Raw genomic sequence first — 25,490 nt, 5'->3', positions numbered from 1 at the left:
GGCCTTGTGGGCCGCGAATTCAGTAGCGAAGATGGCAGACAGATTGCGATTACCTCCGCTGACCTCACCCCCGGCCATCCCTCGGAGACTTCTGATGAGCGACCAGCAGCAGCTGCGCAACTTCGTCAACGGCGAGTACGTCGACGCGGTGGACGGCGGCTACGCCGACCTGATCGACCCCTGTACCGGCGAGGTCTTCGCCCAGGCGCCGGTCTCCGGTGCGGCGGACGTCGACGCGGCCATGAAGGCCGCCGCCACCGCCTTCGAGAGCTGGCGGGACACCACGCCCGGCGAGCGGCAGAAGGCCATGCTCAAGCTCGCCGACGCGGTGGAGGCCCGGGCCGCCGAGCTGGTCGACGCCGAGGTGCGCAACACCGGCAAGCCCCGCCAGCTCACCGCCGACGAGGAGCTGCCCCCGGCGGTGGACCAGTTCCGCTTCTTCGCCGGCGCCGCCCGCCTCCTCGAAGGCCGCTCGGCCGGCGAGTACATGGCCGGCCACACCTCCTACGTCCGACGCGAGCCGATCGGCGTCTGCGCGCAGGTGGCGCCCTGGAACTACCCGCTGATGATGGCGGTCTGGAAGATCGCCCCGGCCCTGGCGGCCGGCAACACGGTGGTGCTCAAGCCGTCGGACACCACGCCGGTGTCGACGCTGCTGCTGGCCGAGATCGCGTCGGAGTTCTTCCCGCCGGGCGTCTTCAACGTCGTCTGCGGTAACCGGGACACCGGTCGTGCCCTCGTGGCGCACCCGACCCCGCAGCTGGTGTCGATCACCGGCTCGACCCGCGCCGGCATGGAGGTCGCCTCCGCCGCCGCGCCGGACCTCAAGCGGACCCACCTGGAGCTGGGCGGCAAGGCCCCGGTGGTGGTATTCGACGACGCGGACATCGCGGCGGCGGCCGAGGCGATCGCGGTCGGCGGCTACTTCAACGCCGGCCAGGACTGCACCGCCGCCACCCGGGTGCTCGCCGGCCCCGGGATCTACGACGACTTCGTCGCCGCCCTCGCCGAGCAGGCCCGCAACACGAAGACCGGCGCGCCGGACGACGAGGACGTGCTCTACGGCCCGCTGAACAACGCCAACCAGCTCGCCCGGGTGCGCGGCTTCGTGGACCGGCTGCCGGACCACGCGAAGGTCGACACCGGCGGTTCGCAGGTCGGCGAACGCGGCTACTTCTACGCCCCGACGGTGGTCTCAGGGGTCCGGCAGGCCGACGAGATCATCCGGGACGAGGTGTTCGGCCCGGTCATCACGGTGCAGCGCTTCTCCGACGAGGACGAGGCGGTGCGCTGGGCCAACGGCGTCGACTACGGCCTGTCCGCCTCGGTTTGGACCAAGGACCACGGCCGGGCGATGCGGATGACCCGCCGGCTCGACTTCGGCTGCGTCTGGGTGAACACCCACATCCCGTTCGTCTCGGAGATGCCGCACGGCGGCTTCAAGCACTCCGGCCACGGCAAGGACCTCTCGGTCTACAGCCTGGAGGACTACACCCGGATCAAGCACGTCATGCACAACATCGAGGGCTGACCACCTGTGAGCGCGAGGAGCGAGCCGGGCTTGCGAGCCCCGCAGTCGCGAACGAAAGAAGGCTGAGCCTTGACTTCTTCTGAGGAGCTGCACAAGCGGCGCGGGGCTGCGGTCGCGCGTGGCGTCGGCAGTGTCATTCCGTCCTACGTGGACCGCGCCGGCGGCGGCACCATCACCGACGTCGACGGGCGGGAGTGGATCGACTTCGCCGCCGGCATCGCGGTCACCAACGTGGGCAACTCCGCCCCGAAGGTGGTAGAGGCGGTGAAGGCACAGGTCGAGCGCTTCACCCACACCTGCTTCATGGTCGCCCCCTACGAGTCGTACGTGGCGGTCTGCGAGCAGCTCAACGCGCTGACCCCGGGGAGCTTCGAGAAGCGCTCGGCGCTCTTCAACTCCGGCGCCGAGGCGGTGGAGAACGCCGTCAAGATCGCCCGGCACGCGACCGGGCGGCCGGCGGTGGTGGTCTTCGACCACGCGTACCACGGCCGGACCAACCTGACCATGGCGCTGACCGCGAAGAACATGCCGTACAAGCACCGGTTCGGGCCGTTCGCCGGCGAGATCTACCGGGTGCCGATGTCGTACCCGCTGCGCGACGGCGGCCTGGACGGCGCCACGGCGGCCGCACGGGCGATCGAGATGGTGGAGAAGCAGGTCGGCGCGGAGAACGTCGCCACGCTGCTGATCGAGCCGATCCAGGGCGAGGGCGGCTTCGTCGTACCGGCGGAGGGGTTCCTGCCGGCGCTGCGCGAGTGGGCGACATCCACCGGGGTGGTCTTCATCGCCGATGAGATCCAGACCGGGTTCTGCCGGACCGGCGAATGGTTCGCCTGCCAGCACGAGGGCGTCGAGCCGGACCTGGTCACCCTGGCCAAGGGCATCGCCGGCGGCCTGCCCCTCGCCGCGGTGACCGGGCGGGCGGAGCTGATGGACGCGGTGCACGTCGGCGGCCTCGGCGGCACGTACGGCGGAAACCCGATCGCCTGCGCCGCCGCGCTCGCCGCCATCGAGACCATGCACGAGCTGGACCTGGCCGCGGCGGCCCGGCGGATCGAGTCGGTGATGGGCGACCGGCTGCGCGCCATCGCCGCGCGCGACCCACGGGTCGCCGAGGTACGTGGCCGAGGCGCGATGCTCGCCGTGGAGCTGGTGCAGCCCGGCACCCTGACCCCGGACCCGGCCGCCACGGCGGCGGTCTCGGCGGCCTGCCACGCCGCCGGCCTGCTCACCCTCACCTGCGGCACGTACGGCAACGTGCTCCGCTTCCTGCCCCCGCTGGTCATCTCCGACGACGAGCTGGCCCGGGGGCTGGACATCCTGGACGCCGCCTTCGACTGACCGGCCCACCCAGCCGTCAGCCCTCGGCCCGTGGGACACCGTGGGTGTCACCTCCAGGAGGTGCCCACGGTGTCCCGCTCACCGCCGTCGCGGTCTGCGTCCGGCGGGTGGGTGCGCTCGCACCCACCCGCCAGTCAGACGCAGATCCAGCAGTACGCCGCCGCGTCGACGATCGCCTGACGGGGCCACCCGCCGCAGCTCTCCGACGAGCTGGGCGACAATTTCCAGCTCCGGCTCACCCATCCACTCCTCGGCAGTGGCCCAGCCCGCGGCGACCGCATCGATCCGGTCGTCCGGCAGCGCCGCCAGTTCGGTGACGAACTCCGACACGAGCCGGATCAGGTAGGGCCCCTCGTCGTCGTTGCCGTCGACCCGCTCTCCGCCGGCATGGAGGCCCGTGCGTGGTGAGCCGAGATGGCCGTGACGCATCACTTCCCAGAGCGCGCCGACCAGCACGAACGGTTCGAGGAACTTGGGCCGGAGCGGCCTCAGCTCGTCGCCCGGCCCGGCGTCCACGGTGGTGAGTGCCTGCCCGGGGGTGGCCGCGAAGTAGTCGGCGAGGATGCCCACGACCGGACGGTACGTCCTCCCCCTGACACGGCAGGTCGTTGACAGAACTCTCCTCTTCCGCCGATGCTGTCTTACAGTCTTACTGTCGTAGGACAATAGAAGGGTTGCCACGGTTGATCGAGTTCGTGCTGGACGGCCGGTCCAAGGTGAACACCTACGTGCAGCTGATCCAGCAGGTCAAACAAGCCCTGCGGGTCGGCCTGCTGTCGCCGGGCGACCAGCTGCCGAAGGTCCGGGACGTCGCGCAGTCGCTGGCGATCAACCCGAACACGGTGCTGAAGGCGTACCGGGAGCTGGAGATCGAGGGTCTGGTCGGTGGCCGGCCGGGGGTGGGCACGTTCGTCCGGCGCACCCTGGCCGGCGCGTCCCTGCCCAACCAGGCCGAGCTGCGCGAAGACCTGGTCGCGTGGCTGCACCGGGCGCAGGCCGCCGGCCTCACGGCCGAGGACGTCGTCGCCCTGGTAGAGACCACGCTACGAGCCACCCTCGCCGACGACGCCCCGCAGAAGGAGCCCGCGTGAGCGGAACGAGAGGACAGAGGATGGACATGGTCTTGGAGGCCGACCGGCTGGGCAAGCGGTACGGCAGCGCCTGGGCGTTGCGGGACTGTTCGCTGCACCTGCCGGCCGGCCGGATCGCCGCGCTGGTCGGGCCGAACGGTGCGGGCAAGAGCACGCTGCTGCACCTGGCCGTCGGCCTGCTCAAACCCGACGCGGGCGCGGTGCGGGTGTTCGGCAGGTCGCCGTACGGTGACACGGAGGGCCTGGCCGACATCGGGTTCGTCGCCCAGGACACCCCGCTGTACCGGGACTTCACCGCCGCCGAACTGGTCACCGCCGGCGGCAAGCTCAACCGGCGGTGGGACGCGGGGCTGGCCCGTACCCGGCTGGCTCAGCTCGGCATACCGCCGGACCGGCCGGTCGGCAAACTCTCCGGCGGGCAACGAGCCCAGGTGGCACTCGCCCTGGCGCTGGCCAAACGGCCCCGGCTGCTGCTGCTCGACGAACCGGTCGCCAGCCTGGACCCGCTGGCCCGCCGCGAGTTCCTCCAGTCACTGATGGGCAGCGTCGCCGAGTCCGAGACCACGGTCCTGCTCTCCTCGCACCTGCTGGCCGACCTGGAACGGGTCTGCGACTACCTGATCGTGCTCAACGCCGCCCAGGTGCAGCTCGCCGGCGCGGTCGACGACCTGGTCGCCTCGCATCGGCAGCTGGTCGGCCCGCGGCACGACGGTGGCCCGATCGGCGGCGTCGCCGCAGTGGTCCGCGCCAGCCACACCGACCGGCAATCCACGCTGCTGGTCCGCACCGACGGCCCGGTCACCGATCCCGCCTGGACGGTGCGCGACGTCGGCCTGGAGGACGTCGTCCTGGCCTACCTGGCCGACGGCGCCACGCAGACCAGTCACAGCGAGTGGGGGGTGCCGGCATGATCTGGCTGACCTGGCGGCAACACCGCAAGCAGGCGTTCTTCACTCTGCTGGGGTTCGCGGCACTCGCCGCCCTGATGGTGCCGATCGGCCTGTCGATGCGGCACACCTTCGCCGACCTCGGGCTGGCGGAGTGCGTACGCCAACTGAGCGACCCGGACGTGGCCGCGGCGACCCGGGACAGCTGCGACGCGGGCTTCCGCCGCTTCACCAACCAGTACGGCAGCCTCAACCTGGTGGCCGTACTGCTGATCACCCTGCCGGTGCTGGTCGGCCTGTTCTGGGGCGCCCCGCTGGTCGCCCGGGAGGTGGAGCACGGCACGCACCGCTTCGTCTGGACCCAGGGCGTCGGCCGGACCCGCTGGACGCTGGTGAAGTTCGGGCTGGTCGGCGCTGCCGTGGTGGCCCTCGCGGTCTGCTACGGGCTGGGCATGTCCTGGTGGGTCGACCCGCTGACCCACGCCGCCCGGGAGGGCCGGCTCGGCGTGATCGTCTTCGACCTGCAAGGCGTAGTCCCGATCGGCTATACCCTCTTCGCCGTGGCGCTCGGCATCTTCACCGGCACGGTGTGGAAGCGGATGTTGCCCGCCATGGGCATCACCCTGGCCGGGTTCATCGGCGTACGGGCGGCGGTGGCGATCCTGGCCCGACCGCACTACCAGCCCGCCCGGACCCTCACCTTCCCGATCGAGGGGACCGCGGAGCCGTTGACGGAGCGCGGCGACTGGATCCTCTCCATGGGCATCCGCAACGCCGACGGGACGATGGTGGCGGCAGACACCCGGATCATGTGCCCGCCGGGTGGGAAGGGACCGGACGGCCGGGCCTGCGGTGCCGAGCTGGGCCTCGGCCCGGGTGCGTACAACTGGCAGCTGTACCAGCCAGCGGGCCGGTTCTGGCTGTTCCAGGGCATCGAGACCGGCATCTTCGTTGCCCTCGCCGCGCTCCTGCTCTACCTGGCCGTCCGTCGCATCCGCCGCATCGCCTGACAACCGCCAACGCTCCTCGGTGGAACACCATGGGCGCCCCGGCACCCCGGAGACACCCATGGTGTTCCACCGACCGCCCGGGCCGACGCGCCGTCACGTCGGCGGGCGCCTCGACACCGAGCGGCAATCGTGCGACGGCGTGGTCAGCGGAGCAGCTCCACCACGTTGCGACGGACCAGGTTCTTGCCCGGCTCGCGGATCAGCTCCATCGCGGCGGCGTTGAGCAGCACGCAACTGCCCGACGGGCCGGTCACCGCCACGGTCACCACCTTGCCGTTGTCCAGGTTGGTCACCCGCAGCCGGGTGCCGACCGGGAACCGTCCGCTGGTCGCGGCGGGCGCGCCGCCCTCGGCGAAGAACGTGATCGCCCCGGTGCAGACGCTCTGCCCGGCCGGTGCGCTCACCCCGCCGCCGGGCCCGGGGGCGCCGGGCTGCGCATTGCCCGGCCGGGTGTGGCCGCCGGCCTGCGCGCCGCCGCCCGGCCGCGCCGGCCCGCCGGCAGGGGCCCCGCCACCACCGTCCAGGCGCTCCACCAGGTTGCGCCGGATGACGTTCTTGCCCGGCTCGCGGACCAGCTCCATCGCGGCGGCGTTGAGCAGCACACAACTGCCCGACGGGCCGGTCACCGTCACCGTCGCCGCCTTGCCGTTGTCCAGGTTGGTCACCCGCAGCCGGGTCCCCACCGGGAACCGGTCGCTGGTCGCCGCCGGCGCCCCGCCCTCGGCCGAGAACGTCACCGACCCCTGGCAGGCGCTCGGCCGGGCGGGCGTGGTGTCGGCGAAGCCGAACCCGGTCCCGACCGCCACCACCGCCGAGGCGACCACCGCCACCCCCGCCGCCAGAACGTGCTTCCGCTGCACCTTCACCGTGTCTCCCGTCGTCCGGTGATCTCCGTACGCCGCCTGGTACGGCGTGGGAGCGCTACCCGGTTCAGCGGTTCTGGCAGGAAGGCTTTCCGAAGGGGCGATCGGCGACTGAGAGCGACATCCAGCGGTACGTGTCGTCACCGGCCCCTCATTGGGCCCGCCCGATCCCCAGGGTGCTCTGCCTCGGCAGCATCCCGGAGGCGACCACCGCCTGGGTGACCGGGGCGACCAACTGGGCGAGCCGGCCCGCCGCCGGGCCGAGGGCCCGCCATGGCGCGGTGGCCAGCTCGTCGGTACGCCGCTCCACCTCGTCGCGGAGCTGGCGCCCGGCATCGGTGGCCAGGCCGGCGGCGTCCACCAGGCCCCGGCCGGCGAGCCGGTCCCGGGCGGCGGCCCACTCCTCGTCGGTCCAGCGCCGGCTGGCGAAGACCTCGACCGGCGCGGCGCCGACGGCGGCGAAGGAGACCAGCGCCTCGGTCGGGTCGAGGCCGGCGGTGCGCAGCGCCGCCACGTGTCCGTCGCCGCGGTGCTCGCGGAGGATGGTGGCGGCCTGCCAGAGCGCCAGGTGCGGGGCGTCGGGCCAGGGCAGGTCGGCGTTGGCGGCGGCCAGCGGGCGCCCGGCCAGGTCGGCGGCCTCGGCGGCGCGGCGGGCCAGCGCGGCGGCCTCGGCCAGCTCCGGCGAGTCGACCCGGTCGCCGAGCAGGGCGCGCAGTGCCCGGTCCACCCCGGACAGTCGCGCGTCGAGCACCTTCGCCGGGTCGGCGACGGACCAGATCGCCGGGACGTACTCGGCGACCATGCGGGGGCTGAAGCTGTAGTAGGTGGCCGTGACCAGCTGGGGCCCGGCCGCGCCGAGCGGGGCGGAGCGCAGGGCGAAGTAGCCCGGCCAGCGCTCGCCGGTCGCCAGGCCGAGGTTCGCGGCCTCCTCGGTGAGCTCCGGCGCGTAGTAGACCAGCGCGTGCACCGGCTCGATCAGCTGCCACATCCTGCGGACCATCGTCGCGTCCATGTCACCCTCCCCGGGTCGGTCATCTTGTCAGCGTCAAGTTTGCCGGAGGGGTGGGAACTTGTCAATGTAAAGTTCCGGGGAGAGGCGTGGGCCCGGCACGGACCGGGCCCACGCGGAAGAGTCAGATGTCGTTGTGCCAGCCGCGGTTGATTTCACCGGCGGGTCGCGGCTCCCCCTTGGCCACCACCCGCCAGAAGCGGTCCGGCTCGGCGTGGTCGCGCAGCGAGACCTCGGCGCCGACCCGCACCCGGCGGTCGTCGCGCACCCAGGCCACCAGGTGGCGGTCGTCGCTGACCAGCTGGAGCTGCACCATCATCCGTTCCCGCGTCCCGACCATCACGACCGCCCTTCCCGTGCCACCACGCCACCGCGCCCCGCGGGGCGGGACCCAGCATGAAGGGGTGTCGATCGATCGGGCAACCGGTATTGGCGATCAGGGGTGAGGTGGGTCACCATGGGCGCGAGGAGGTCGCCCATGGCTGACCCGTGGCTCGCCCTGGAATTCGGCGCCGATCCGGCTGAGCGGATCGCGCAGGTCGGCGCCGCCCACGAAGCCTTCCTCACCGGCGGCGCCGAACCGCAACTGGTGCGGGAGGTGGTCCGGCACTCGTGGCGCCGCTCGGCCCAGGCGCTCCTCGACCCGGAGGCCACCGCCCCGGTCGACCTCACCGACGACGCGTTGGAGAGCTACCGCGCCGCCCACCCCCTCGCCCGGGTGCTGCCGCTCTTCCGGGATCTGCTCGGCGGCATCGCCCAGGACGGCGCCCACCTGATGGCGGTCTGCGACGCGTACGGGCGACTGCTCTGGGTGGAGGGGCATCCGGGGGTGCTCCGGCACGCCGAGCGGATGAACTTCGTCCCCGGCGCCCGGTGGGACGAGGCGCACGCCGGCACCAACGCGCCCGGCACCGCCCTCGCCGTCGACCACAGTGTGCAGATCTTCGCCACCGAGCACTTCGTCCGGCCGGTGCAGCGCTGGACCTGCGCCGCCGCCCCCATCCACGACCCGGCCACCGGACGGCTGCTCGGCGCCGTCGACATCACCGGCGGCGACCACCTGGCCAACCCGCAGAGCCTCGCCCTGGTCCGGGCCACCGCCCGGGCCGCCGAGGCGGTCCTCGCCCAACCCCTCGATCCGGACGTGGTCACCGTCAGCGCGCTCGGCCGGGACGAGGCGGAGCTGCGCGTCGGCGGTCGTCGGATCCGGCTCGGCCGCCGGCACAGCGAGCTGCTGGTGCTGCTCATCGACCACCCCGAGGGGCGCACCGGCGAACAGCTCGGCCTGGACCTCTACGGCGACGACCGGCTGCACCCGGTCACCCTGCGCGCCGAACTGTCCCGGCTGCGCCGGGCGCTCGGCCCGGAGCTGCTCGACTCCCGGCCGTACCGGCTGCGCGGGACCGTGCACGCCGACTTCCGTACCGTCACCGAGCTGCTCGACCGGGGCGACCCGGCGGGGGCGCTCCAGGCGTACGGCGGGCCGTTGCTGCCCGGGTCGGACGCGCCGGGAGTGACGCGATTGCGCCGGCTCATCGACGGGCAGCTCCGCGCGGCCGTGCTGGCGACCGCGGACCCGGCGCTGCTCGCGGCCTGGACCGCGACGCCCGCCGGGTCCGACGACCTCACCGCCTGGCAGGCCCTGGCGCGGGCGTTGCCGCCGGGCGCGCCACGCCGGCCCCTCGCGGTGGCGCGCGCCAACCAGCTCTCCCTGGAGTACGACCTGCCGCGCGCAACGTTCCTGCAACGTCCGCGAAACTAACGTCCCCGCCGTCACCCGAGACGGACGGCGGAGGTACCCATGGCGCGCTACGACGCCCCAACCCACTGGCAGTCCCGTTACGACCACTTCATCGGCGGCGAGTACGTCAAGCCGCACGGCGGCCAGTACTTCGAGAACCCGACCCCGGTCACCGGCCAGACCTTCTGCGAGGTGGCCCGCGGCACCGCCGAGGACGTCGAGAAGGCCCTCGACGCCGCGCACGGCGCCGCCGACGCCTGGGGACGCACCTCGGTCGCCGAGCGGGCGCTCATCCTCAACAGGATCGCCGACCGGATGCAGGACAATCTGGAATCCCTCGCCGTCGCCGAGACCTGGGAGAACGGCAAGCCGGTACGCGAGACCCTCGCCGCCGACATCCCCCTGGCGATCGACCACTTCCGCTACTTCGCGGGGGCGATCCGGGCCCAGGAGGGCTCGCTCGGCGAGATCGACGACGACACCGTGGCGTACCACTTCCACGAGCCGCTCGGCGTGGTCGGGCAGATCATCCCGTGGAACTTCCCGATCCTGATGGCCACCTGGAAGCTCGCCCCGGCGCTCGCCGCCGGCAACGCGGTGGTGCTCAAGCCGGCCGAGCAGACCCCGGCGTCCATCCACTACCTGCTGTCGCTGATCGCCGACCTGCTCCCGCCCGGCGTGGTCAACGTGGTCAACGGCTTCGGCGTCGAGGCGGGCAAGCCGCTCGCGTCCTCGCCGCGGGTGGCGAAGGTGGCGTTCACCGGCGAGACCACCACCGGGCGGCTGATCATGCAGTACGCCAGCGAGAACATCAAGCCGGTCACCCTGGAGCTGGGCGGCAAGAGCCCGAACATCTTCTTCGACGACGTCAGCGCCCGCTCCGACGACTTCCTGGACAAGGCCCTCGAGGGCTTCACCATGTTCGCCCTCAACCAGGGCGAGGTCTGCACCTGCCCGTCCCGGGCCCTCATCCAGCAGGGGCACTACTCGGACTTCCTGGCCGCAGCGGTCTCCCGGACCGGCGCGATCAAGCAGGGGCACCCGCTGGACACCGACACGATGATCGGCGCGCAGGCCTCCAACGACCAGCTTGAGAAGATCCTCTCCTACCTGGACATCGGGCGGCAGGAGGGCGCCCGGGTGCTGACCGGTGGTGAGCGGGCCGACCTGGGCGGGGAGCTCTCCGGCGGGTACTACGTGCAGCCGACCGTCTTCGAGGGCGACAACTCGATGCGGATCTTCCAGGAGGAGATCTTCGGCCCGGTCGTCTCGGTGACCTCCTTCGCCGATCTCGACGACGCGGTGAAGATCGCCAACGACACGCTGTACGGCCTCGGGGCGGGCGTCTGGACCCGGGACATGAACACCGCGTACCGGGCCGGACGGTCGATCCAGGCCGGGCGGGTCTGGACGAACTGCTACCACGCGTACCCGGCGCACGCCGCGTTCGGCGGGTACAAGCAGTCCGGCATCGGCCGGGAGAACCACAAGATGATGCTGGAGCACTACCAGCAGACCAAGAACCTGCTGGTCAGCTACTCCACCAAGAAGCTCGGCTTCTTCTGATGGGTGCCGTCTCCGACGGTGCCGCGGCGCCCGGTTCGCCGGGCGCCGCGGCGCCGGCGCCCGTGGCGGTCACGCCCGCCGCGGCCGACCTGATCCGGTCGCTGCGCGGGCGGCACGGGCCGCTGATGTTCCACCAGTCCGGCGGCTGCTGCGACGGCAGCGCCCCGATGTGCTACCCGGCCGGCGAGTTCCGCACCGGCGGCTCGGACGTCCTCCTCGCGGCGCTCGCCGTGGACGGCGTCCCCGAGCCCGTCGAGTTCTGGATGTCGAGATCCCAGTGGGACCTCTGGAAACACACCAGGCTCACCGTCGACGTCGTCCCCGGCCGAGGCAGCGGCTTCTCCCTGGAGGCCCCCGACGGCGTGAGATTCCTGATCCGCTCCCACCTCGCGCCCTGACCGACCCGACGCACCCGCGATCTTGCACTTAGGGCCCGCGATCTGCGCAGTTTGCCGGTAAAGCGGGGCACAAAGTGCAAGATCGCCGGGGGGGGGTTAGCGGGCGTCGAGGAGGGGTTGGCGCGGGTTCCAGGGTGGGCCGCCGGCGGCGTCGCGGCGGCGGCGGGCGATTGCGGACAGGGCCTCGAGGACCACGCGGTTGCCGAGGTAGGCGGTGATGTCGGCGTGGTCGTAGGGCGGGGCCACCTCGACCACGTCGACGCCCACCACCGGCAGCTCGTAGCAGACCCGGCGGACCGCGTCGAGGAGTTGGCGGGAGGTGAGGCCGCCCGGCTCGGGGGTGCCGGTGCCGGGGGCCATGCCGGGGTCGACCACGTCGACGTCGACGGAGAGGAAGACCCCCTCGCACTCGTCGGTGGCGATCGCGAAGGCTTCCGACAGGCACTCGTCGAGCCCGCGGGCGACCACCTCGGTCATCTCGTACGACCGCATCCGCTGCTCCGCCATCCAGGACAGCGTCTCCGGGCCGGGCCAGTAGCCGCGCAGCCCGATCTGGAGGAAGCGGTCGCCGCGTACCGCGCCGGACTCGATGAGCCGGCGCATCGGCTGGCCGTGCCCGTGCAGCGAGCCGAACTCGATGTCCCCGGTGTCGGCGTGCGCGTCGAAGTGCACCAGCGACACCCGGCCGAGCCCGTGCTGCCGGGCCACCCCGGTGGCGTCGGGCAGGGCGATGGAATGGTCGCCGCCGAGCACGATCGGGATCGCCCCCGCGGCGGCGACGGCGTGCACGGCCGTCTCCAGGGACGACAGGGACCGCTCGATGTCGCCGGAGAACATCTCGACGTCACCGGCGTCGTACACCCGCAGGTCGCGCAGGGCGTCGACGCGGAATGCCAGGGACGGACGGGAGCCGTCGTGCGGCAGGTAGCAGGCCTGCCGGATGGCGGACGGGCCGAACCGGGTGCCCGGCCGGTGCGAGGTGCCCCCGTCGAAGGGCGCGCCGACGATGACCACGTCCGCGTCCGCGTACGTCACCGGCTCCTCGAGGGTGCAGGGCGGCACGCCGAGGAACGTGATGTCGGGGCCGAACATCGGGCCGTAGCGGGTCACCGCTCCTCCATCCCCCACGGCGAGCCGTAGTCGGTCAGCAGGTCCAGGAAGGGTACCGGCGGCAGCGCCTCCGGGCCGAGCACGCCGGCTCCGGACCAGGCGCCGGTGGCGAGCAGTTCCAGGGCGACGACCGGGTTGACGGCCGTCTGCCAGACCACCGCCTGGTGGCCGTACTCCTTCATCGACCACCCGTTGTCGACGACGTGGTAGAGGTACACCTTCCGGGGCCGGCCGTCGACCCCGGTGCCGGTGACGTACGTGCCGGCGCAGGTCTTGCCGCGCATCCGGTCGCCGAGGGTCGCGGGGTCGGGCAGGCAGGCGGCCACCACGTCGCGCGGCGACACCGAAGCGCCGCCCACCCGGACCGGAGCGGTCGAGTCCAGGCCCAGCTTGTGCAGGGTCTTCAGCACCTCGATGAACTCGTCGCCGAGGCCGTACTTGAAGGTGACGCGCTTCGCCTTCACCCAGCGCGGGATCAGCAGCACCTCCTCGTGCTCCACGTTGACGCACTCGACGGGGCCGATCCCCTCGGGGAAGTCGAAGACCTCCGGCTCGCTGAACGGCGGCGTGGTGTACCAGCCCCGGTCGGCCTCCCAGATCACCGGCGGGTTGAGGCACTCCTCGATGGTCGTCCAGATGGAGAACGACGGCGCGAAGTCGTACCCGTCGACGGTGAGGTTCGCGCCGTCGCGGACCCCGATCTCGTCGATCTCGCTGAACAGCTCGTCGGCGGCGTAGCGGGCGAAGACGTCCGACAGGCCGGGCTCGATGCCGATGCCGCAGAGCGCCAGCCGTCCCGCCGCCGACCACTCGCCGGAGCGGGCGAACTGGTCGTCGCCGAGCCTCACGCCGGTCTCCGCGTACGGCTGGGACGGGTGCGGGTGGGACAGGGACATCGCCATGTCCAGGTAGTCGGCCCCGGCGGCGAACGCGCCGTCGAAGATGGGCATGACGAAGCGCGGGTCGACTGCGTTGAGCACGTGGGTGATCCGGTGCTCCCGGCAGAGCGCGGCGACCGCGTCCGCCGAGGCGGCGTCGACCTGGGCGGCGACGAAGCGGCCGTCGTGCTCGGCGATCGCCCGGGAGGCACGGCCCAGGTCGTAGTCGGCGACCACGATGGTCTCGAAGAAGGAGCGGCGCGCGGCGATGGCGACGGCGGCGGAGCCGACGCCACCGGCGCCGACGAGCAGGATGCGCATCAGGAATCAAACCCCAAACCAAGATGATCGAGCGTACGGAGCCAGAGGTTGCGCCGGCCCTCGCGCGCGTCGGCGCGGGCGAGCGACCAGCGGGTGAGATTGATGCCGGTGGCGCGGAACGGCTCCGGCGGGAACGGCAGCGGTTTGCTGCGCACCAGGTCGAGCCGGGTCAGCGGGGTCTCCTCGCCGCCGAGCAGGTCGAGCATCACCCGGGCGCCGAACCGGGTCGCCCCGACGCCGAGCCCGGTGAACCCCGCGGTGTACGCCAGTCGGCCCTCGTAGGCGGTGCCGAAGAACGGGCAGAACCGGGTGCAGGTGTCGATGACCCCGCCCCAGCGGTGGCTGAAGCGGAGGCCTTCCAACTGCGGGAAGGTGGTGTGGAAGTGCTCGGCGAGGGCGGTGAAGGTGGCCGTCCGCTGTTCCAGCTCGGGCGCGATCCGGTTGCCGTAGTGGTAGACCGCGTCGTACCCGCCGAAGAGGATCCGGCCGTCGGTGGTGATCCGGTAGTAGTGGAACTGGTTGCCGGTGTCGGCGAGCCCCTGCCGGTTCTCCCAGCCGATGGCCTTCCGCTGCTCGGGCGTCAGTGGCTCGGTCATCAGCGCGTAGTCGTACACCGGGACCAGCCAGGCCCGCAGCCGGCGCAGCAGCGGCGGGAACGCGTTGGTGGCGAGCGCGACCTGCCGGGCGCGAACGCTCCCCGGGGCGGCGTCGGCGGCGCCGGCCGTGGCGAGCCGCAGCGCCGCGCCGTCGCGGCGCAGGCCGGTGACCCGGGTGTGCTCGTGGATCCGCACGCCGAGGTCCAGGCAGGCCCGACGCAGCCCCCAGGCCAGCTTCGCCGGGTCGAGCATGGCCACCCGGTCCCGGTCCCACATCCCGCCGAGGTACGTCGGTGAGTCCACCTCGGCGCGGACCTCGTCCCGTTCGAGCAGGCGGACGTCGTGGCCGTACCTACGCGCCAGTTCGGCGTCCTCGGCGAGCCCGGCGAGCTGGTACGGCTCGACGGCCACCGCCAGCTCGCCGGTGCGTTCGAAGTCGCAGTCGATGCCGTACTTGGCGACCGTGGCGGCGATGCCGTCCAGGTTCTCCCGGCCGAGCCGTTCCAGCTCGTCGATCTCGCCGGGGAAGCGGTCGACGCCGTTGGCCAGCCCGTGGGTGAGCGAGGCGGCGCAGAAGCCGCCGTTGCGCCCGGACGCCGCCCAGCCGCAGGTGCCGGCGTCGACCAGGAGCACGTCGCGGGCCGGGTCGGTCTGCTTGGCGAGCAGGGCGGTCCAGACCCCGGCGTACCCGCCGCCGACGACCAGCAGGTCGGCGGTGTGCGTACCGGTGAGCGGCGGCAGCGGGTCGGGGCGTTCCGGGCGGTCGAGCCAGTACGGCACGGGCGCCGCGTCGGCCAGCGCCCGGCCGGTATGCGGGAGTTTCATGACAAACGCTTCGCCCGCCGGCCACGCAGCGAGCTGACGCCGACCAGCAGCAGCGCGATCACGAACATCGCCGTGCCGATGACATTCACCTGCGGCGGGATGCCACGCTGCGCGGCGCCCCAGACGTACATCGGGAAGGTGACGGTGGTGCCGGCGTTGAAGTTCGTGATGATGAAGTCGTCGAAGCTGAGCGAGAAGGCGAGCAGCGCGGCGGCCACGATGCCGGGCAGCACCAGCGGCAGGGTGATCCGCCGGAAGGTCTGCCACTCGCTGGCGTAGAGGTCCATCGCGGCCTCCTCCAGCCGCCGGTCCATGCCGGCGAGGCGGGCCTTCACGGTGACCACCACGAACGACACGCAGAACATCACGTGCGCGATGACGATGGTCCAGAACCCCTGCGGGATGCCGAAGCCGAAGGTGGCCCGGAGCTGGCCGTCCGACCAGACGAAGAGGGCGAGCAGCGAGGTGCCCATCACCAGTTCCGGGGTGGCCATCGGCAGGAAGATCAGCACGTTGATCCCGGAGCGGCCGGTGAACCGGTGCCGGACCAGGGCGAACGCCATCAGCGTGCCGAGCACCGTGGAGACCACGGTGGCGATGAAGCCGATCTGCACGCTGCGGACCACGGCATCGCACATGTCCGACGTGGCGCAGGGGTGCGTCCAGTTGTCGAGGGTGAACTCGTGGAAGTCGTAGGAGAGCCGGCTGGAGGGGCGGTTGAAGGAGAGGCCGGCCACCACGAGGATCGGCAGCGAGAGGTAGCCGAGGACCAGCAGGGCGACGCCCATCACCCACCGGTCGGCCAACCAACGCGAGATTCTCATCAGAGCACCTCCTCCGTGCCGGCCTTGAGCAGGTAGAGGAAGACCACCGCGAGAATCGCCGCCATCAGCAGGAACGACAGGGCCGCGCCCTGCGGGTAGTCCAGCCGGACCAGGAACGCCGAGTCGATGACGTTGCCGATCATGTATTCGTTCGGGGTGCCGAGCAGTTCGGCGTTGATGTAGTCACCGGTGGCCGGGATGAAGAAGAGCAGCGTGCCGGCGATCAGGCCGGGCATCGACAGCGGCAGGGTGACCTTCTGGAACGCGCGCAGCGGGCTGGCGTAGAGGTCGCTCGCCGCCTCGAGCAGCCGGTAGTCCAGCCGCTCCAGGCTCGCGTACAGCGGCAGCACCAGGAAGGGGAGGAAGTTGTACGTCAGGCCGAGCACCACCGCGGTCGGGGTGGCCAGCAGCCGGCCGTCCGGTCCGAGCAGGTGCACGTCGCGCAGCAGCCCGACCACCCAGCCGTTGTCCGACAGGATGGTCTTCCAGGCCAGCGTACGGACCAGGAAGCTGGTGAACATCGGCGCGACCACGGCGACCAGCAGCAGGTTCTTCCACCGGCCGGCCTTCTGCGCGATCGCGTACGCCAGCGGATAGCCCATCAGCAGGGCCAGCACCAGCGCGATCGCCGAGTAGATGAACGACCGGGCGAACTGCGGCCAGTACGCCTGCAGGGCGTCCCAGTAGTTGCCGATCTCCAGGGCCGGCGCGTACCCGGTGGCGAGCGAGTCGTTCCGGTCGTAGAGGCTGGCGGCGGCGAGTTGGAGCAGCGGCAGGGCGAAGAAGATCAGCAGCCAGGCCGCGCCCGGCAGCAGCAGCAGGTACGGCAGCAGCCGGTACCGCCCGCGCCGGGGCGCCGGCGGTGGCGCCGACTGCCCCGACCCGGCCGGTACGTGCGCGAGGGCGGTCATGGCAGGACACCCACCGGCTCATCGAGCAGCGGGGTGGTGCGGTCGTCCTCGCCCGGCTCCCTGGGGAGCAGGAAGGCGTGCCGCGGATCCCAGTACGCCACCACGGGGGTGCCGACCGGGAGCTGGCCGCCGAGGCCGCTGTTGGCGGAGAACGCCGACAGCTCGCTGCCCCAGGCGGTCTTCACCAGGTACTGGGTGCTCACCCCGACGTAGGAGGCGTCGGTCACCACGCCGCCGACGTGCTGGTGGCCGGCCGGCACCTGGGCGGCGGTTCCGACCAGGTGCAGCTTCTCGGGGCGTACCCCGAGGAAGACCGGCCCCCGGTCGAGGCGGGCCCGCGCGGCGGGCACCGAGAAGCGCCCGCCGTGCGCGGAGACCAGGACGTCGCCGCCGTTCGTCCCGCCGGCCTCGCCGGCGAGCAGGTTGGACTGGCCGAGGAAGTTCGCCACGAACGCGGTGGCCGGGAACTCGTAGATGTCGGCGGGGGCGCCGAGCTGCTCGATCTTCCCGGCGTTCATCACCGCGACGGTGTCGGCCATGGTCATGGCCTCCTCCTGGTCGTGGGTGACGTGGACGAAGGTGATGCCGACCTCGGTCTGGATCCGCTTCAGCTCGATCTGCATCTGCCGGCGCAGCTTGAGGTCGAGCGCGCCGAGCGGCTCGTCCAGCAGCAGCACCTGCGGGTGGTTGATCAGGGCGCGGGCCAGCGCGACCCGCTGCTGCTGCCCGCCGGAGAGCTGGGCGGGCCGCCGATCGCCGTACCCTTCGAGCTGCACCAGCGCGAGCATCCGCCGAACCTGGTCGGAGACCTGACGGATGCCGCGCCGGCGCAGCCCGAAGGCCACGTTGTCGGCGACGTTCAGGTGCGGGAAGAGCGCGTAGCTCTGGAACACGGTGTTCACCGGCCGCTTGTACGGCCGCAGCCGGGCGATGTCCCGGTCACCGAGCAGCACCTGCCCACTGGTCGGCTCCTCCAGCCCGGCGATCATCCGCAGGGTGGTGGTCTTGCCGCAGCCGGAGGCGCCGAGCAGGGCGAAGAACGAGCCCTGCGGGATGGTCAGGCTGAGGTCGTCGACCGCGGTGAAGATGCCGAACCGCTTGGTCAGGTTGGCCAGCCGCAGATCGCCGGCCGGTGTCTCGTGTCCCATCGTTCTCACGCTCCGATGACCTGCTGGAACTTGGCCTCGTAGTCCTTCTCCTGCTTCTCGTCCAGGGCCATGAAGACCTTGGACTTCGACAGCATCGCCTCGTCCGGGAAGATCAGCGGGTTGGCGGCCAGCTCCGGGTCGATCTTCTCCATCTCGGCCTGCGCGCCCTTGACCGGGCAGATGTAGTTCACGTACGCGGCGAGCTTCGCGGCCACCACCGGGTCGTAGTAGTAGTTCATCAGCTCTTCGGCGTTGGCCTTGTGGGTGGCCTTGTTCGGCACGAGCATGTTGTCCGACCAGAGCATCACGCCGGAGTCGGGCACCACGAACTTGATCTTCTCGTCCTCGAAGCCGAGCTGGATCACGTCGCCGGACCAGCCGATGCAGGCGGCGATGTCGCCCTTGGCCAGGTCCGGGGCGTAGTCGTTGCCGGTGAACTTGCGGATCTGCTTGGATTCCACGGCCTTCTTGAGCTTGTTCAGCGCGTCGTCGAACTGCGCGGCGGTGAAGTTCGCCGGGTCGTGGCCGTTGGACTGGAGCAGCAGACCCATGGTGTCCCGCATCTCGGAGAGGGCGGTCACCTTGCCCTTGAGGTCGGGGCGGGTGAGCAGGTCGTCGACCGTCTTGATCTCCTTGGCCACCTTGGCGTTGTAGGCGAGGCCGGCGAGGCCGGACTGCCACGGGATGGCCTGCTGGCTGTCCGGGTCGAAGGAGCGGTTGCGCAGCGAGGGGAGCAGGTTGGCCTCGACGTTGGGCATCTTGGCCTTGTCCAGCTTCTGGATCCAGCCGAGCCGGATCATCCGGGCCGCCATCCAGTCGGTGAGGACCATGATGTCCCGCCCGGTGGTCTGACAGCCGGCGAGCTGGTTCTGCACCTTGCCGAAGAACTCGTTGTTGTCGTTGACGTCCTCGGTGTAGGTCACCTGGATGCCGGACTTGGCGATGAACGCGTCGAGCGACGGGCGCTTCGACTCGTCCTTCTCGTCGACGTCCATGTACTGCGGCCAGTTCGAGAAGGCCAGCTTCTTCTCCGTGGCGGAGAGGTCATCGCTCTTGCAGCCGGTCTCGGTCTGCTGAGCGCCCTTCGTGCCGCAACCGGTCAGCGCACCGGCAGTGGCCAGCAGCGCTGCCGAGCCGAGGGTGCCGGTGAGCAGACCACGCCGGGACAGGGGCCGGAGGGGACTACGCATGTGACGACTCCTAGGGGGTCATCGTCGGCGGCGGGACGGGGGAGGCACGCCGGCGGGAGGGTCAGTGGCGATGGACGACTGATCCTGACATGGAGTGACCTTCCTTACAAGGGATTCCGTTGCGGGAATAGCCGTGGGCGACGAAATACGCCAGACTGCGGCGGGGCACTACGCTCAGCCCCAAGGAATCGGACATGGGGAGCGGCGATGAACAACCGGCACCTGGAGACTGGCAACGGCTCGCGTCGCGTCACCGTGCGCGAGGGAGCCAGTCACGTTCTGCTCGACGACGTGGCGAAGCAGATCATCGAGCAGCTTCAGGAGGACGGCCGCCGCCCGTACGCGAGCATCGGCAAGGCGGTCGGCCTCTCCGAGGCGGCGGTCCGCCAGCGGGTGCAGCGCCTGCTCGATGCCGGAGTCATGCAGATCGTCGCGGTGACCGACCCGCTCCAGCTCGGCTTCCCCCGGCAGGCCATGATCGGGCTGCGCACCGACGGCGACCTGGAGACCGTGGCCGACCGGCTCGCCGGGTTCGAGGAGATCGACTACGTGGTCATCACGGCCGGCTCGTTCGACCTGCTGGTCGAGGTGGTCTGCCGCAACGACGCCCACCTGCTGGAGATCCTGCAGAAGCTGCGCGCCGTCGAGGGCGTGCTGGCGACCGAGGCGTTCGTCTACCTCAAGCTCCGCAAGCAGACCTACACCTGGGGTACGGCCTGATACGGATTCCGTCGCAGTAGGCAACTACTTTCGCTGAATCCGTTGCGCTAGGCCCTTGGCACTTGCGTTATCGGCATCCGCTGTGCGATAACCGTTGGCAGAGCGCCGGTGATCACCCCTGACCGGCCCGAGACCCGATGGGGCTGACATGGCCAACGCCACCGACCACCTCTGGATGCACTTCACCCGGATGGCCAGCTACTCCGACGGCGAGGTGCCGACCATCGTGCGCGGCGAGGGCGCGTACGTCTGGGACTCCCGCGGCCGCCGCTACCTGGACGGACTCGCCGGGCTCTTCGTCGTCAACGCCGGCCACGGCCGCACCGAGCTGGCCGAGGCGGCCGCCAAGCAGGCCGCCGAGCTGGCCTACTTCCCGCTCTGGTCGTACGCCCACCCCAAGGCGGTGGAGCTGGCCGAGAAGATCGCCTCCCTCGCCCCCGGCGACCTGAACCGGGTCTTCTTCACCACCGGAGGCTCGGAGGCTGTCGAGGCGGCGTGGAAGCTGGCCCGGGCCTACTTCAAGCGCACCGGCCAGCCGAACAAGCACAAGGTGGTCAGCCGCTACATCGCGTACCACGGCACCTCGATGGGCGCGCTGTCGATCACCGGCCTGCCCGGCATCAAGAGCGACTTCGAGCCGCTGGTTCCCGGCGGCATCAAGGTGCCGAACACCAACTTCTACCGCGCCCCCGAGCACGGCGACTCCCCCGAGGCGTTCGGCCGCTGGGCCGCCGAGGAGATCGGCCGCGCCATCGAGCGGGAAGGGCCGGACACCGTCGCCGCGGTCTTCCTGGAGCCGGTGCAGAACTCCGGCGGCTGCTTCCCCCCGCCGCCCGGCTACTTCGAGCGGGTCCGGGAGATCTGCGACGCGTACGACGTGCTGCTCGTGAGCGACGAGGTGATCTGCTCCTGGGGCCGGCTGGGTGAGTACTTCGGCGCCACCCGGTACGGCTACCAGCCGGACATCATCACCACCGCCAAGGGCATCACCTCCGGGTACGCCCCGCTCGGCGCGATGATCGCCAGCGAGCGGCTGATGGAGCCGTTCCTCACCGAGACCGGCATGTTCGCGCACGGGGTGACCTTCGGCGGCCACCCGGTCTCCTGCGCGGTGGCCCTGGCCAACCTGGAGGTCTTCGCCCGCGAGGACCTGGTCGGGCACGTCCGGGCCAACGAGGACGCCTTCCGGTCCACCCTGGAGAAGCTCCACGATCTGCCGATCGTCGGCGACGTCCGGGGCGACGGCTACTTCTACGGCATCGAGCTGGTCAAGGACAAGGCGACCAAGGCGACCTTCGACGAGGCCGAGTCCGAGCGGCTGCTGCGCGGCTTCCTCTCCACCGCACTCTTCCAGGCCGGCCTCTACTGCCGCGCCGACGACCGGGGCGACCCGGTGGTGCAGCTCGCCCCGCCGCTGATCGCCGAGCAGCAGCAGTTCGACGAGATCGAGCAGATCCTGCGCGGCGTGCTGACCGAGGCATGGTCGCGCCTCTGACCGGCGGGCCAGGGTCGGACGGGGCCGGTTCCCGGGATACCGGGGACCGGCCCCGCACCGTAGCCCCAGCCGCCGCGCTTTCCGCCGGGGACCGGACCGACGGCGCCGGGACCGCGGCCCCGGCCGCCGCGCATTCCGCCGGGGACCGGACCGACGGCGCCCGGGCCGTCGGTGGCACCTCCCGCACCCGGGTCCGGCGGCTGCCCGAACTCGCGGTCCACGACCGCGCCGCCCTGCACGCCGTCCTCGACGCCGGCCGGGTCGGGCACCTGGCCATCGTCGACGGCGACCAGCCGTACGCGCTGCCGGTGGCGTACGCCCGCGACGGGGACCGGGTGCTGGTGCACGGCTCCACCGGCAGCCGGCTCTTCCGGCACCTCGCCGCTGGCGCGCCGGCCTGCCTGACCGTCACCCTGCTCGACGGCCTGGTGCTGGCCCGCAGCGCCTTCGCGTCCTCGATGAACTACCGCTGCGCGATGGTGCTCGGCACGCCGACCGCGCTGGACAGCGCGGAGAAGCTGGCCGCGCTGGAACGCCTTTCCGAGCACCTGCTGCCCGGCCGGGGGGCGGTGATCCGGCCACCCTCGGCGAAGGAGCTGGCCGCCACGCTGGTGCTCGCGCTGCCGCTCGACGAGTGCTCGGTGAAGGTCAGCGCCGGACCGCCCGACGACTCCGAGGACGACCTCGACCGGCCGGTCTGGGCCGGCGTGGTGCCGGTCGTCGAGGCGTACGGAGATCCGCAGCCCGACCCGCGGCTGCGCCACGACCTGCCCCCACCGGAGTGGTGATGCGCTACCAGGATCTGTCGTACTGGCTGTCCAGCGTGGACGAGCCGCTGTCCCCGCGCCCCGCCCTGCCCGGCGACGCCGACGCGGACGTGGTGATCGTCGGAGCCGGCTACACCGGGCTGTGGACGGCGTACTACCTGGCGGCGGCCGACCCGACGCTGCGGATCACCGTGCTGGAGAAGGAGATCGCCGGGTACGGCGCCTCCGGACGCAACGGCGGCTGGTGCTCCGCGCTCTTCCCGACCTCGCTGCCCGCGCTGGCCCGCCGGCACGGGCGGGACCGGGCCCTGGCCATGCAGCGGGCCATGCAGGAGACCGTCCGCGAGGTCGGCAGGGTGGTCGCCGCCGAGGGCATCGACTGCGACTGGCAGCCGGGCGGGACGGTGGTGCTGGCCCGCTCCGCGGCCCAGCTCGGCCGGGCCCGGGCCGCGGTCGACGAGGCCCGGGAGTACGGCCTCTCCGACGAGGACCTGGTGCTCCTCGACGCCGACCAGGCCACCGCGCGGTGCGCCGCCGACGGGGTGCTCGGTGGGACGTACACCCCGCACTGTGCCGCCGTGCAGCCGGCCCGGCTGGTCCGCGGGCTGGCCCGGGCGGTCGAGCGCCGTGGGGTGACCATCTTCGAGCGGACGCCGGTGACGGCGGTCCGGGCCGGCGCGGCGGTGACGCCCGCCGGGGTGGTCCGGGCGCCGGTGGTGGTCCGGGCGACCGAGGGCTTCACCCCCGCCCTGCCGGGGCAGCGCCGGACCGTCGCGCCGGTCTACTCGCTGATGGTCGCCACCGAGCCGCTGGCGGAGGAGACCTGGGCCCGGATCGGGCTGGCCGAGCGGGAGACCTTCTCCGACTACCGGCACGTCATCATCTACGGCCAGCGGACCGCCGACGGTCGACTGGCCTTCGGCGGGCGGGGTGCCCCGTACCACTTCGGCTCCCGCACCGCCCCCGGCTACGACCGGGAGCCGCGGGTCTTCGCCGCGTTGCGCCGGGTGCTCGGCGAGCTCTTCCCGGTGCTCGGGCCGGAGGTGCCGGTGACGCAGACCTGGGGCGGGCCGCTCGGCGTGGCCCGGGACTGGGCCGCCTCCGTCGGCCTCGACCGGGCGTCCGGGCTGGCCTGGGCCGGCGGGTACGTCGGCGACGGCGTCGGCACCAGCAACCTCGCCGGGCGTACCCTCGCCGACCTGATCCGGGGCGCGGAGAGCGACCTGACCGCGCTCCCCTGGGTCAACCACCGCTCCCCCCGCTGGGAGCCCGAGCCGCTGCGCTGGCTGGCGGTCAACGCCGGCCTCAGGCTGATGTTCTCCGCCGACGAGGCCGAACTCCGCACCAACCGCCCGTCCCGCCGCGCCGCCGCCTTCTCCCGCCTCCTCGGCCACTGACGACCCACCCACCCACCCAACCCCGCCCCCCAACCCCGCCCCCTGCCCCCCGCCCACGCACCGGCGCCTCGCCCCGGTTGACCATGAAGTTATTGCCACGACACGCCGTCGGTCCTGCCAACAACTTCATGATCAACGCGGACACCCGCGGGGGCCGGGGGGGGGTTAGTGGGTGGGGGGGATTACGCGGAGGTGGCCGCGGCGGCCGGTCGGGGGGTTCTGGTGGAGGTCGTGGTCGTCCGCGGGGGGACGGGGCGGCGCCGGGCGGGCGGCCTCGCGGACGGCCTCGGCCAGGGCGACCAGGTCATCGGTGGTGGGCGGCGGCGGCTCGAACTCGCCCTCGTGCCGGACCACGTCCCAGCCGCGCGGGGCGGTCAGGTTGCGGGCGTGCGGCTCACAGAGGTCGTACGTGTGCGGCTCGGCGAAGGCCGCGAGCGGGCCCACCACGGCTGTCGACTCGTTGTAGACATAGGTCAATGTGGCGACCGCTTGCCGGGGGCAGCCGTTACGGGAGCAGCGCCGTGGTGACCTCACGGCGGCAGGGTATCCCCATTACCGGGTCCGGCGCACCGCTTCGCGGTGCGACACGCCCGTCACGGTGATCACAATTCCACCGATCGGCGCATCGGCACGCCGCACCAGCGGCGCAGCGGCGGACCGGCCGGCGGCGGGGGCTACCCTCTTCCTCATGACGAGCCCGGAACACCGCCGCCCCGGCTCCGGCCGGCGCACCCACCGCGACCGGCACGGTCGAGGGCTGCGCGGGCGGCTGGTGCCGGCCACCGTGCCGCTGGCGCGGACCAAGGCGGAGGTCTTCGACGACCTGGTGCTGGACACGGTGGAGACGCTGGAGCGCCGCTTCGCCAAGGAGCTGGCCGGCGTCGAGTTCGCGGTCGAGGACGTCCCGCCGGACCTGAACGTCTACGACTCCGACGTGCTGGAGGACGGCGAGGTGCCGCTCGCCCGGCTGCTGCCGGGCCGCCCCGGGCGGCAGGAAGTGCCGCCGCGGATCGTGCTCTACCGGCGGCCGCTGGAGTTCCGGGCGATGGACCGCGAGGACCTCGCCGACCTGGTCCACGACGTGATCATCGAGCAGGTGGCGAACCTGCTCGGGGTAGACCCCGACGAACTGGCCTAAGGCCCGGCCCCCGCCGCAGCCGGCAGACCGGGCCGCCGACCCGCGGCACCGGCCGCCGCGACCCCCGTCGCGTCGCCGGCACCCGCCGTCGTCGCCCGGACCGACCCCCGCCGGCCGAGCTGTCGTCCCGAGCCGGGCGGCCCCCACCGCCCCGGCCCGGCACGTCTCAGGCGGCGACCCGCCGCTTGAGCTTGCGCCGCTCCCGCTCGGAGAGCCCACCCCAGATCCCGAACCGCTCGTCGTGGCCGAGAGCGTATTCGAGGCACTCCGTCTTGACTTCGCAACGCGAGCAGATGCGCTTCGCCTCGCGGGTCGAGCCGCCCTTCTCGGGAAAGAACGCCTCCGGGTCGGTCTGCGAGCAGAGCGCCCGCTCCTGCCACTCCGGCGCGTTTCCGAGCAGGTCGGCCACCTCGAGCTGGCCGTCCATACAGATGCCTCCTTGTCGCGCACCGGCGTCATCGCCGCTGCAACCCCCCACGCGAAAGGCGTGCTTGTCCGTCCGGTCACATTTTGTTGCGTTCCGCGCGAACAACCCCATTCAAATTACACGCGTGTAATGCGTGCGCCGTCAAGCCGAACTTGATAATGGAGTCGCCCTCCCGACACGTTCCGGACGACTGACCGAGCCGCCCGAGCCTCGCAACCTGCCCTATCGATTCAGACCCCGGACGAGTAACGCCCTCTCCGGCGAGTTGCCCGGCTTTTCTGCCGTGGCGCGCCGGGCGACGACACC

Annotated in this window: 26 protein-coding genes; 13 read left to right on the top strand and 13 right to left on the bottom strand. The window is 72.0% G+C overall.

The window, feature by feature from the left end:
* The first annotated feature begins 94 nt into the window (after positions 1-94).
* Both EV384_RS08965 and gabT read left to right on the top strand, forming a co-directional pair.
* Complete coding sequence (locus tag EV384_RS08965) at positions 95-1,531, top strand: gamma-aminobutyraldehyde dehydrogenase (protein ID WP_130331897.1); 1,437 nt, start codon at positions 95-97, stop codon at positions 1,529-1,531.
* A 69-nt stretch (positions 1,532-1,600) separates the two neighbouring features.
* Positions 1,601-2,872 (top strand): 4-aminobutyrate--2-oxoglutarate transaminase, encoded by a 1,272-nt coding sequence (gene gabT / locus EV384_RS08960; RefSeq protein WP_130331895.1) that lies wholly within the window; start codon positions 1,601-1,603, stop codon positions 2,870-2,872.
* Positions 2,873-2,950: 78 nt separating this feature from the next.
* On the opposite strand, the gene EV384_RS08955 is transcribed toward gabT, so the two are convergent.
* Positions 2,951-3,442: a hypothetical protein gene (locus EV384_RS08955; protein ID WP_130331893.1), complete on the bottom strand. Its 492-nt coding sequence runs from the start codon at positions 3,440-3,442 to the stop codon at positions 2,951-2,953.
* Positions 3,443-3,555: 113 nt separating this feature from the next.
* Here EV384_RS08955 and EV384_RS08950 point away from each other — a divergent pair, with 113 nt between their 5' ends.
* Genes EV384_RS08950 through EV384_RS08940 form a run of 3 tightly spaced genes read left to right on the top strand, consistent with a single transcriptional unit; the run spans position 3,556 to position 5,860 of the window.
* Positions 3,556-3,963 carry a GntR family transcriptional regulator gene (locus EV384_RS08950; protein ID WP_130340374.1) on the top strand — a complete coding sequence of 136 codons (408 nt, stop codon included), beginning with the start codon at positions 3,556-3,558 and terminating at the stop codon, positions 3,961-3,963.
* A gap of 20 nt (positions 3,964-3,983) precedes the next feature.
* A complete protein-coding gene (locus EV384_RS08945; RefSeq protein ID WP_130331891.1) occupies positions 3,984-4,874 on the top strand; it encodes an ABC transporter ATP-binding protein in 891 nt (296 codons plus the stop codon).
* Complete coding sequence (locus EV384_RS08940; RefSeq protein WP_130331889.1) at positions 4,871-5,860, top strand: transporter; 990 nt, start codon at positions 4,871-4,873, stop codon at positions 5,858-5,860. The genes EV384_RS08945 and EV384_RS08940 overlap by 4 nt, the downstream gene beginning before the upstream one ends.
* Before the next feature lie 143 nt (positions 5,861-6,003).
* Here the strand turns inward: EV384_RS08940 and EV384_RS08935 are convergent, their stop codons facing one another.
* From EV384_RS08935 to EV384_RS08925, 3 genes are all read right to left on the bottom strand, one after another.
* Complete coding sequence (locus EV384_RS08935) at positions 6,004-6,726, bottom strand: RlpA-like double-psi beta-barrel domain-containing protein (protein ID WP_130331887.1); 723 nt, start codon at positions 6,724-6,726, stop codon at positions 6,004-6,006.
* A gap of 148 nt (positions 6,727-6,874) precedes the next feature.
* Positions 6,875-7,735 (bottom strand): SCO6745 family protein, encoded by an 861-nt coding sequence (locus EV384_RS08930; RefSeq protein ID WP_130331885.1) that lies wholly within the window; start codon positions 7,733-7,735, stop codon positions 6,875-6,877.
* 121 nt (positions 7,736-7,856) lie between these two features.
* Positions 7,857-8,075: a hypothetical protein gene (locus EV384_RS08925; protein ID WP_130331883.1), complete on the bottom strand. Its 219-nt coding sequence runs from the start codon at positions 8,073-8,075 to the stop codon at positions 7,857-7,859.
* A gap of 135 nt (positions 8,076-8,210) precedes the next feature.
* On the opposite strand from EV384_RS08925, the gene EV384_RS08920 reads away from it, so the two are divergent.
* From EV384_RS08920 to EV384_RS08910, 3 genes are read left to right on the top strand one after another with little or no spacing between them, the layout of a single operon-like run.
* On the top strand, positions 8,211-9,494 hold the full coding sequence (locus EV384_RS08920; RefSeq protein WP_130331881.1) for a GAF domain-containing protein: 1,284 nt from the start codon (positions 8,211-8,213) through the stop codon (positions 9,492-9,494).
* Positions 9,495-9,533: 39 nt separating this feature from the next.
* The gene (adh, locus tag EV384_RS08915) at positions 9,534-11,039 is read left to right on the top strand and encodes an aldehyde dehydrogenase (RefSeq protein WP_130331879.1); all 1,506 of its coding nucleotides are present in this window, start codon (positions 9,534-9,536) and stop codon (positions 11,037-11,039) included.
* Entirely contained in the window at positions 11,039-11,437 is a 399-nt protein-coding gene (locus EV384_RS08910; RefSeq protein WP_242623988.1) for a DUF779 domain-containing protein, read from the top strand. Before adh ends, EV384_RS08910 begins: the two co-directional genes overlap by 1 nt.
* Before the next feature lie 96 nt (positions 11,438-11,533).
* Here the strand turns inward: EV384_RS08910 and speB are convergent, their stop codons facing one another.
* Genes speB through EV384_RS08875 form a run of 7 tightly spaced genes read right to left on the bottom strand, consistent with a single transcriptional unit; the run spans position 11,534 to position 19,240 of the window.
* A complete protein-coding gene (speB, locus tag EV384_RS08905; protein ID WP_130331877.1) occupies positions 11,534-12,547 on the bottom strand; it encodes an agmatinase in 1,014 nt (337 codons plus the stop codon).
* The gene (locus tag EV384_RS08900; protein ID WP_130331875.1) at positions 12,544-13,746 is read right to left on the bottom strand and encodes a saccharopine dehydrogenase family protein; all 1,203 of its coding nucleotides are present in this window, start codon (positions 13,744-13,746) and stop codon (positions 12,544-12,546) included. Before EV384_RS08900 ends, speB begins: the two co-directional genes overlap by 4 nt.
* Positions 13,746-15,167 (bottom strand): NAD(P)/FAD-dependent oxidoreductase, encoded by a 1,422-nt coding sequence (locus EV384_RS08895; protein ID WP_130331873.1) that lies wholly within the window; start codon positions 15,165-15,167, stop codon positions 13,746-13,748. The genes EV384_RS08900 and EV384_RS08895 overlap by 1 nt, the downstream gene beginning before the upstream one ends.
* Positions 15,164-15,991 carry an ABC transporter permease gene (locus EV384_RS08890; protein ID WP_165439891.1) on the bottom strand — a complete coding sequence of 276 codons (828 nt, stop codon included), beginning with the start codon at positions 15,989-15,991 and terminating at the stop codon, positions 15,164-15,166. Before EV384_RS08890 ends, EV384_RS08895 begins: the two co-directional genes overlap by 4 nt.
* A complete protein-coding gene (locus EV384_RS08885) occupies positions 15,991-16,902 on the bottom strand; it encodes an ABC transporter permease (protein ID WP_130331869.1) in 912 nt (303 codons plus the stop codon). The genes EV384_RS08890 and EV384_RS08885 overlap by 1 nt, the downstream gene beginning before the upstream one ends.
* The gene (locus tag EV384_RS08880; RefSeq protein WP_130331867.1) at positions 16,899-18,050 is read right to left on the bottom strand and encodes an ABC transporter ATP-binding protein; all 1,152 of its coding nucleotides are present in this window, start codon (positions 18,048-18,050) and stop codon (positions 16,899-16,901) included. The genes EV384_RS08885 and EV384_RS08880 overlap by 4 nt, the downstream gene beginning before the upstream one ends.
* A 5-nt stretch (positions 18,051-18,055) precedes the next feature.
* Positions 18,056-19,240, bottom strand: coding sequence for a polyamine ABC transporter substrate-binding protein (locus EV384_RS08875; RefSeq protein ID WP_130331865.1), 1,185 nt, complete (start codon positions 19,238-19,240; stop codon positions 18,056-18,058).
* A 207-nt stretch (positions 19,241-19,447) separates the two neighbouring features.
* Between EV384_RS08875 and EV384_RS08870 the strand changes: the two genes are divergently transcribed.
* From EV384_RS08870 to EV384_RS08855, 4 genes are all read left to right on the top strand, one after another.
* Positions 19,448-19,960, top strand: a complete 513-nt coding sequence (locus tag EV384_RS08870) for an Lrp/AsnC family transcriptional regulator (protein WP_130331863.1) — start codon at positions 19,448-19,450, stop codon at positions 19,958-19,960.
* Positions 19,961-20,108: 148 nt separating this feature from the next.
* Entirely contained in the window at positions 20,109-21,455 is a 1,347-nt protein-coding gene (locus EV384_RS08865; protein WP_130331861.1) for an aspartate aminotransferase family protein, read from the top strand.
* Positions 21,440-22,243: a pyridoxamine 5'-phosphate oxidase family protein gene (locus EV384_RS08860; RefSeq protein ID WP_130331859.1), complete on the top strand. Its 804-nt coding sequence runs from the start codon at positions 21,440-21,442 to the stop codon at positions 22,241-22,243. Before EV384_RS08865 ends, EV384_RS08860 begins: the two co-directional genes overlap by 16 nt.
* On the top strand, positions 22,243-23,619 hold the full coding sequence (locus EV384_RS08855; protein ID WP_207232269.1) for an NAD(P)/FAD-dependent oxidoreductase: 1,377 nt from the start codon (positions 22,243-22,245) through the stop codon (positions 23,617-23,619). Before EV384_RS08860 ends, EV384_RS08855 begins: the two co-directional genes overlap by 1 nt.
* Before the next feature lie 165 nt (positions 23,620-23,784).
* On the opposite strand, the gene EV384_RS08850 is transcribed toward EV384_RS08855, so the two are convergent.
* Entirely contained in the window at positions 23,785-24,153 is a 369-nt protein-coding gene (locus EV384_RS08850; RefSeq protein WP_130331855.1) for a DUF3499 domain-containing protein, read from the bottom strand.
* 154 nt (positions 24,154-24,307) lie between these two features.
* Here EV384_RS08850 and EV384_RS08845 point away from each other — a divergent pair, with 154 nt between their 5' ends.
* Positions 24,308-24,757 carry a metallopeptidase family protein gene (locus EV384_RS08845; RefSeq protein ID WP_088963879.1) on the top strand — a complete coding sequence of 150 codons (450 nt, stop codon included), beginning with the start codon at positions 24,308-24,310 and terminating at the stop codon, positions 24,755-24,757.
* A gap of 166 nt (positions 24,758-24,923) precedes the next feature.
* Here EV384_RS08845 and EV384_RS08840 read toward each other — a convergent pair whose 3' ends face one another.
* Positions 24,924-25,184 carry a WhiB family transcriptional regulator gene (locus EV384_RS08840; RefSeq protein ID WP_013284161.1) on the bottom strand — a complete coding sequence of 87 codons (261 nt, stop codon included), beginning with the start codon at positions 25,182-25,184 and terminating at the stop codon, positions 24,924-24,926.
* Between the last annotated feature and the right edge of the window lie 306 nt (positions 25,185-25,490).

The sequence above is a fragment of the Micromonospora kangleipakensis genome, from assembly GCF_004217615.1.
In the GTDB taxonomy this organism is placed as follows: domain Bacteria; phylum Actinomycetota; class Actinomycetes; order Mycobacteriales; family Micromonosporaceae; genus Micromonospora; species Micromonospora kangleipakensis.
This window is presented reverse-complemented; position numbering and strand designations above follow the sequence as displayed.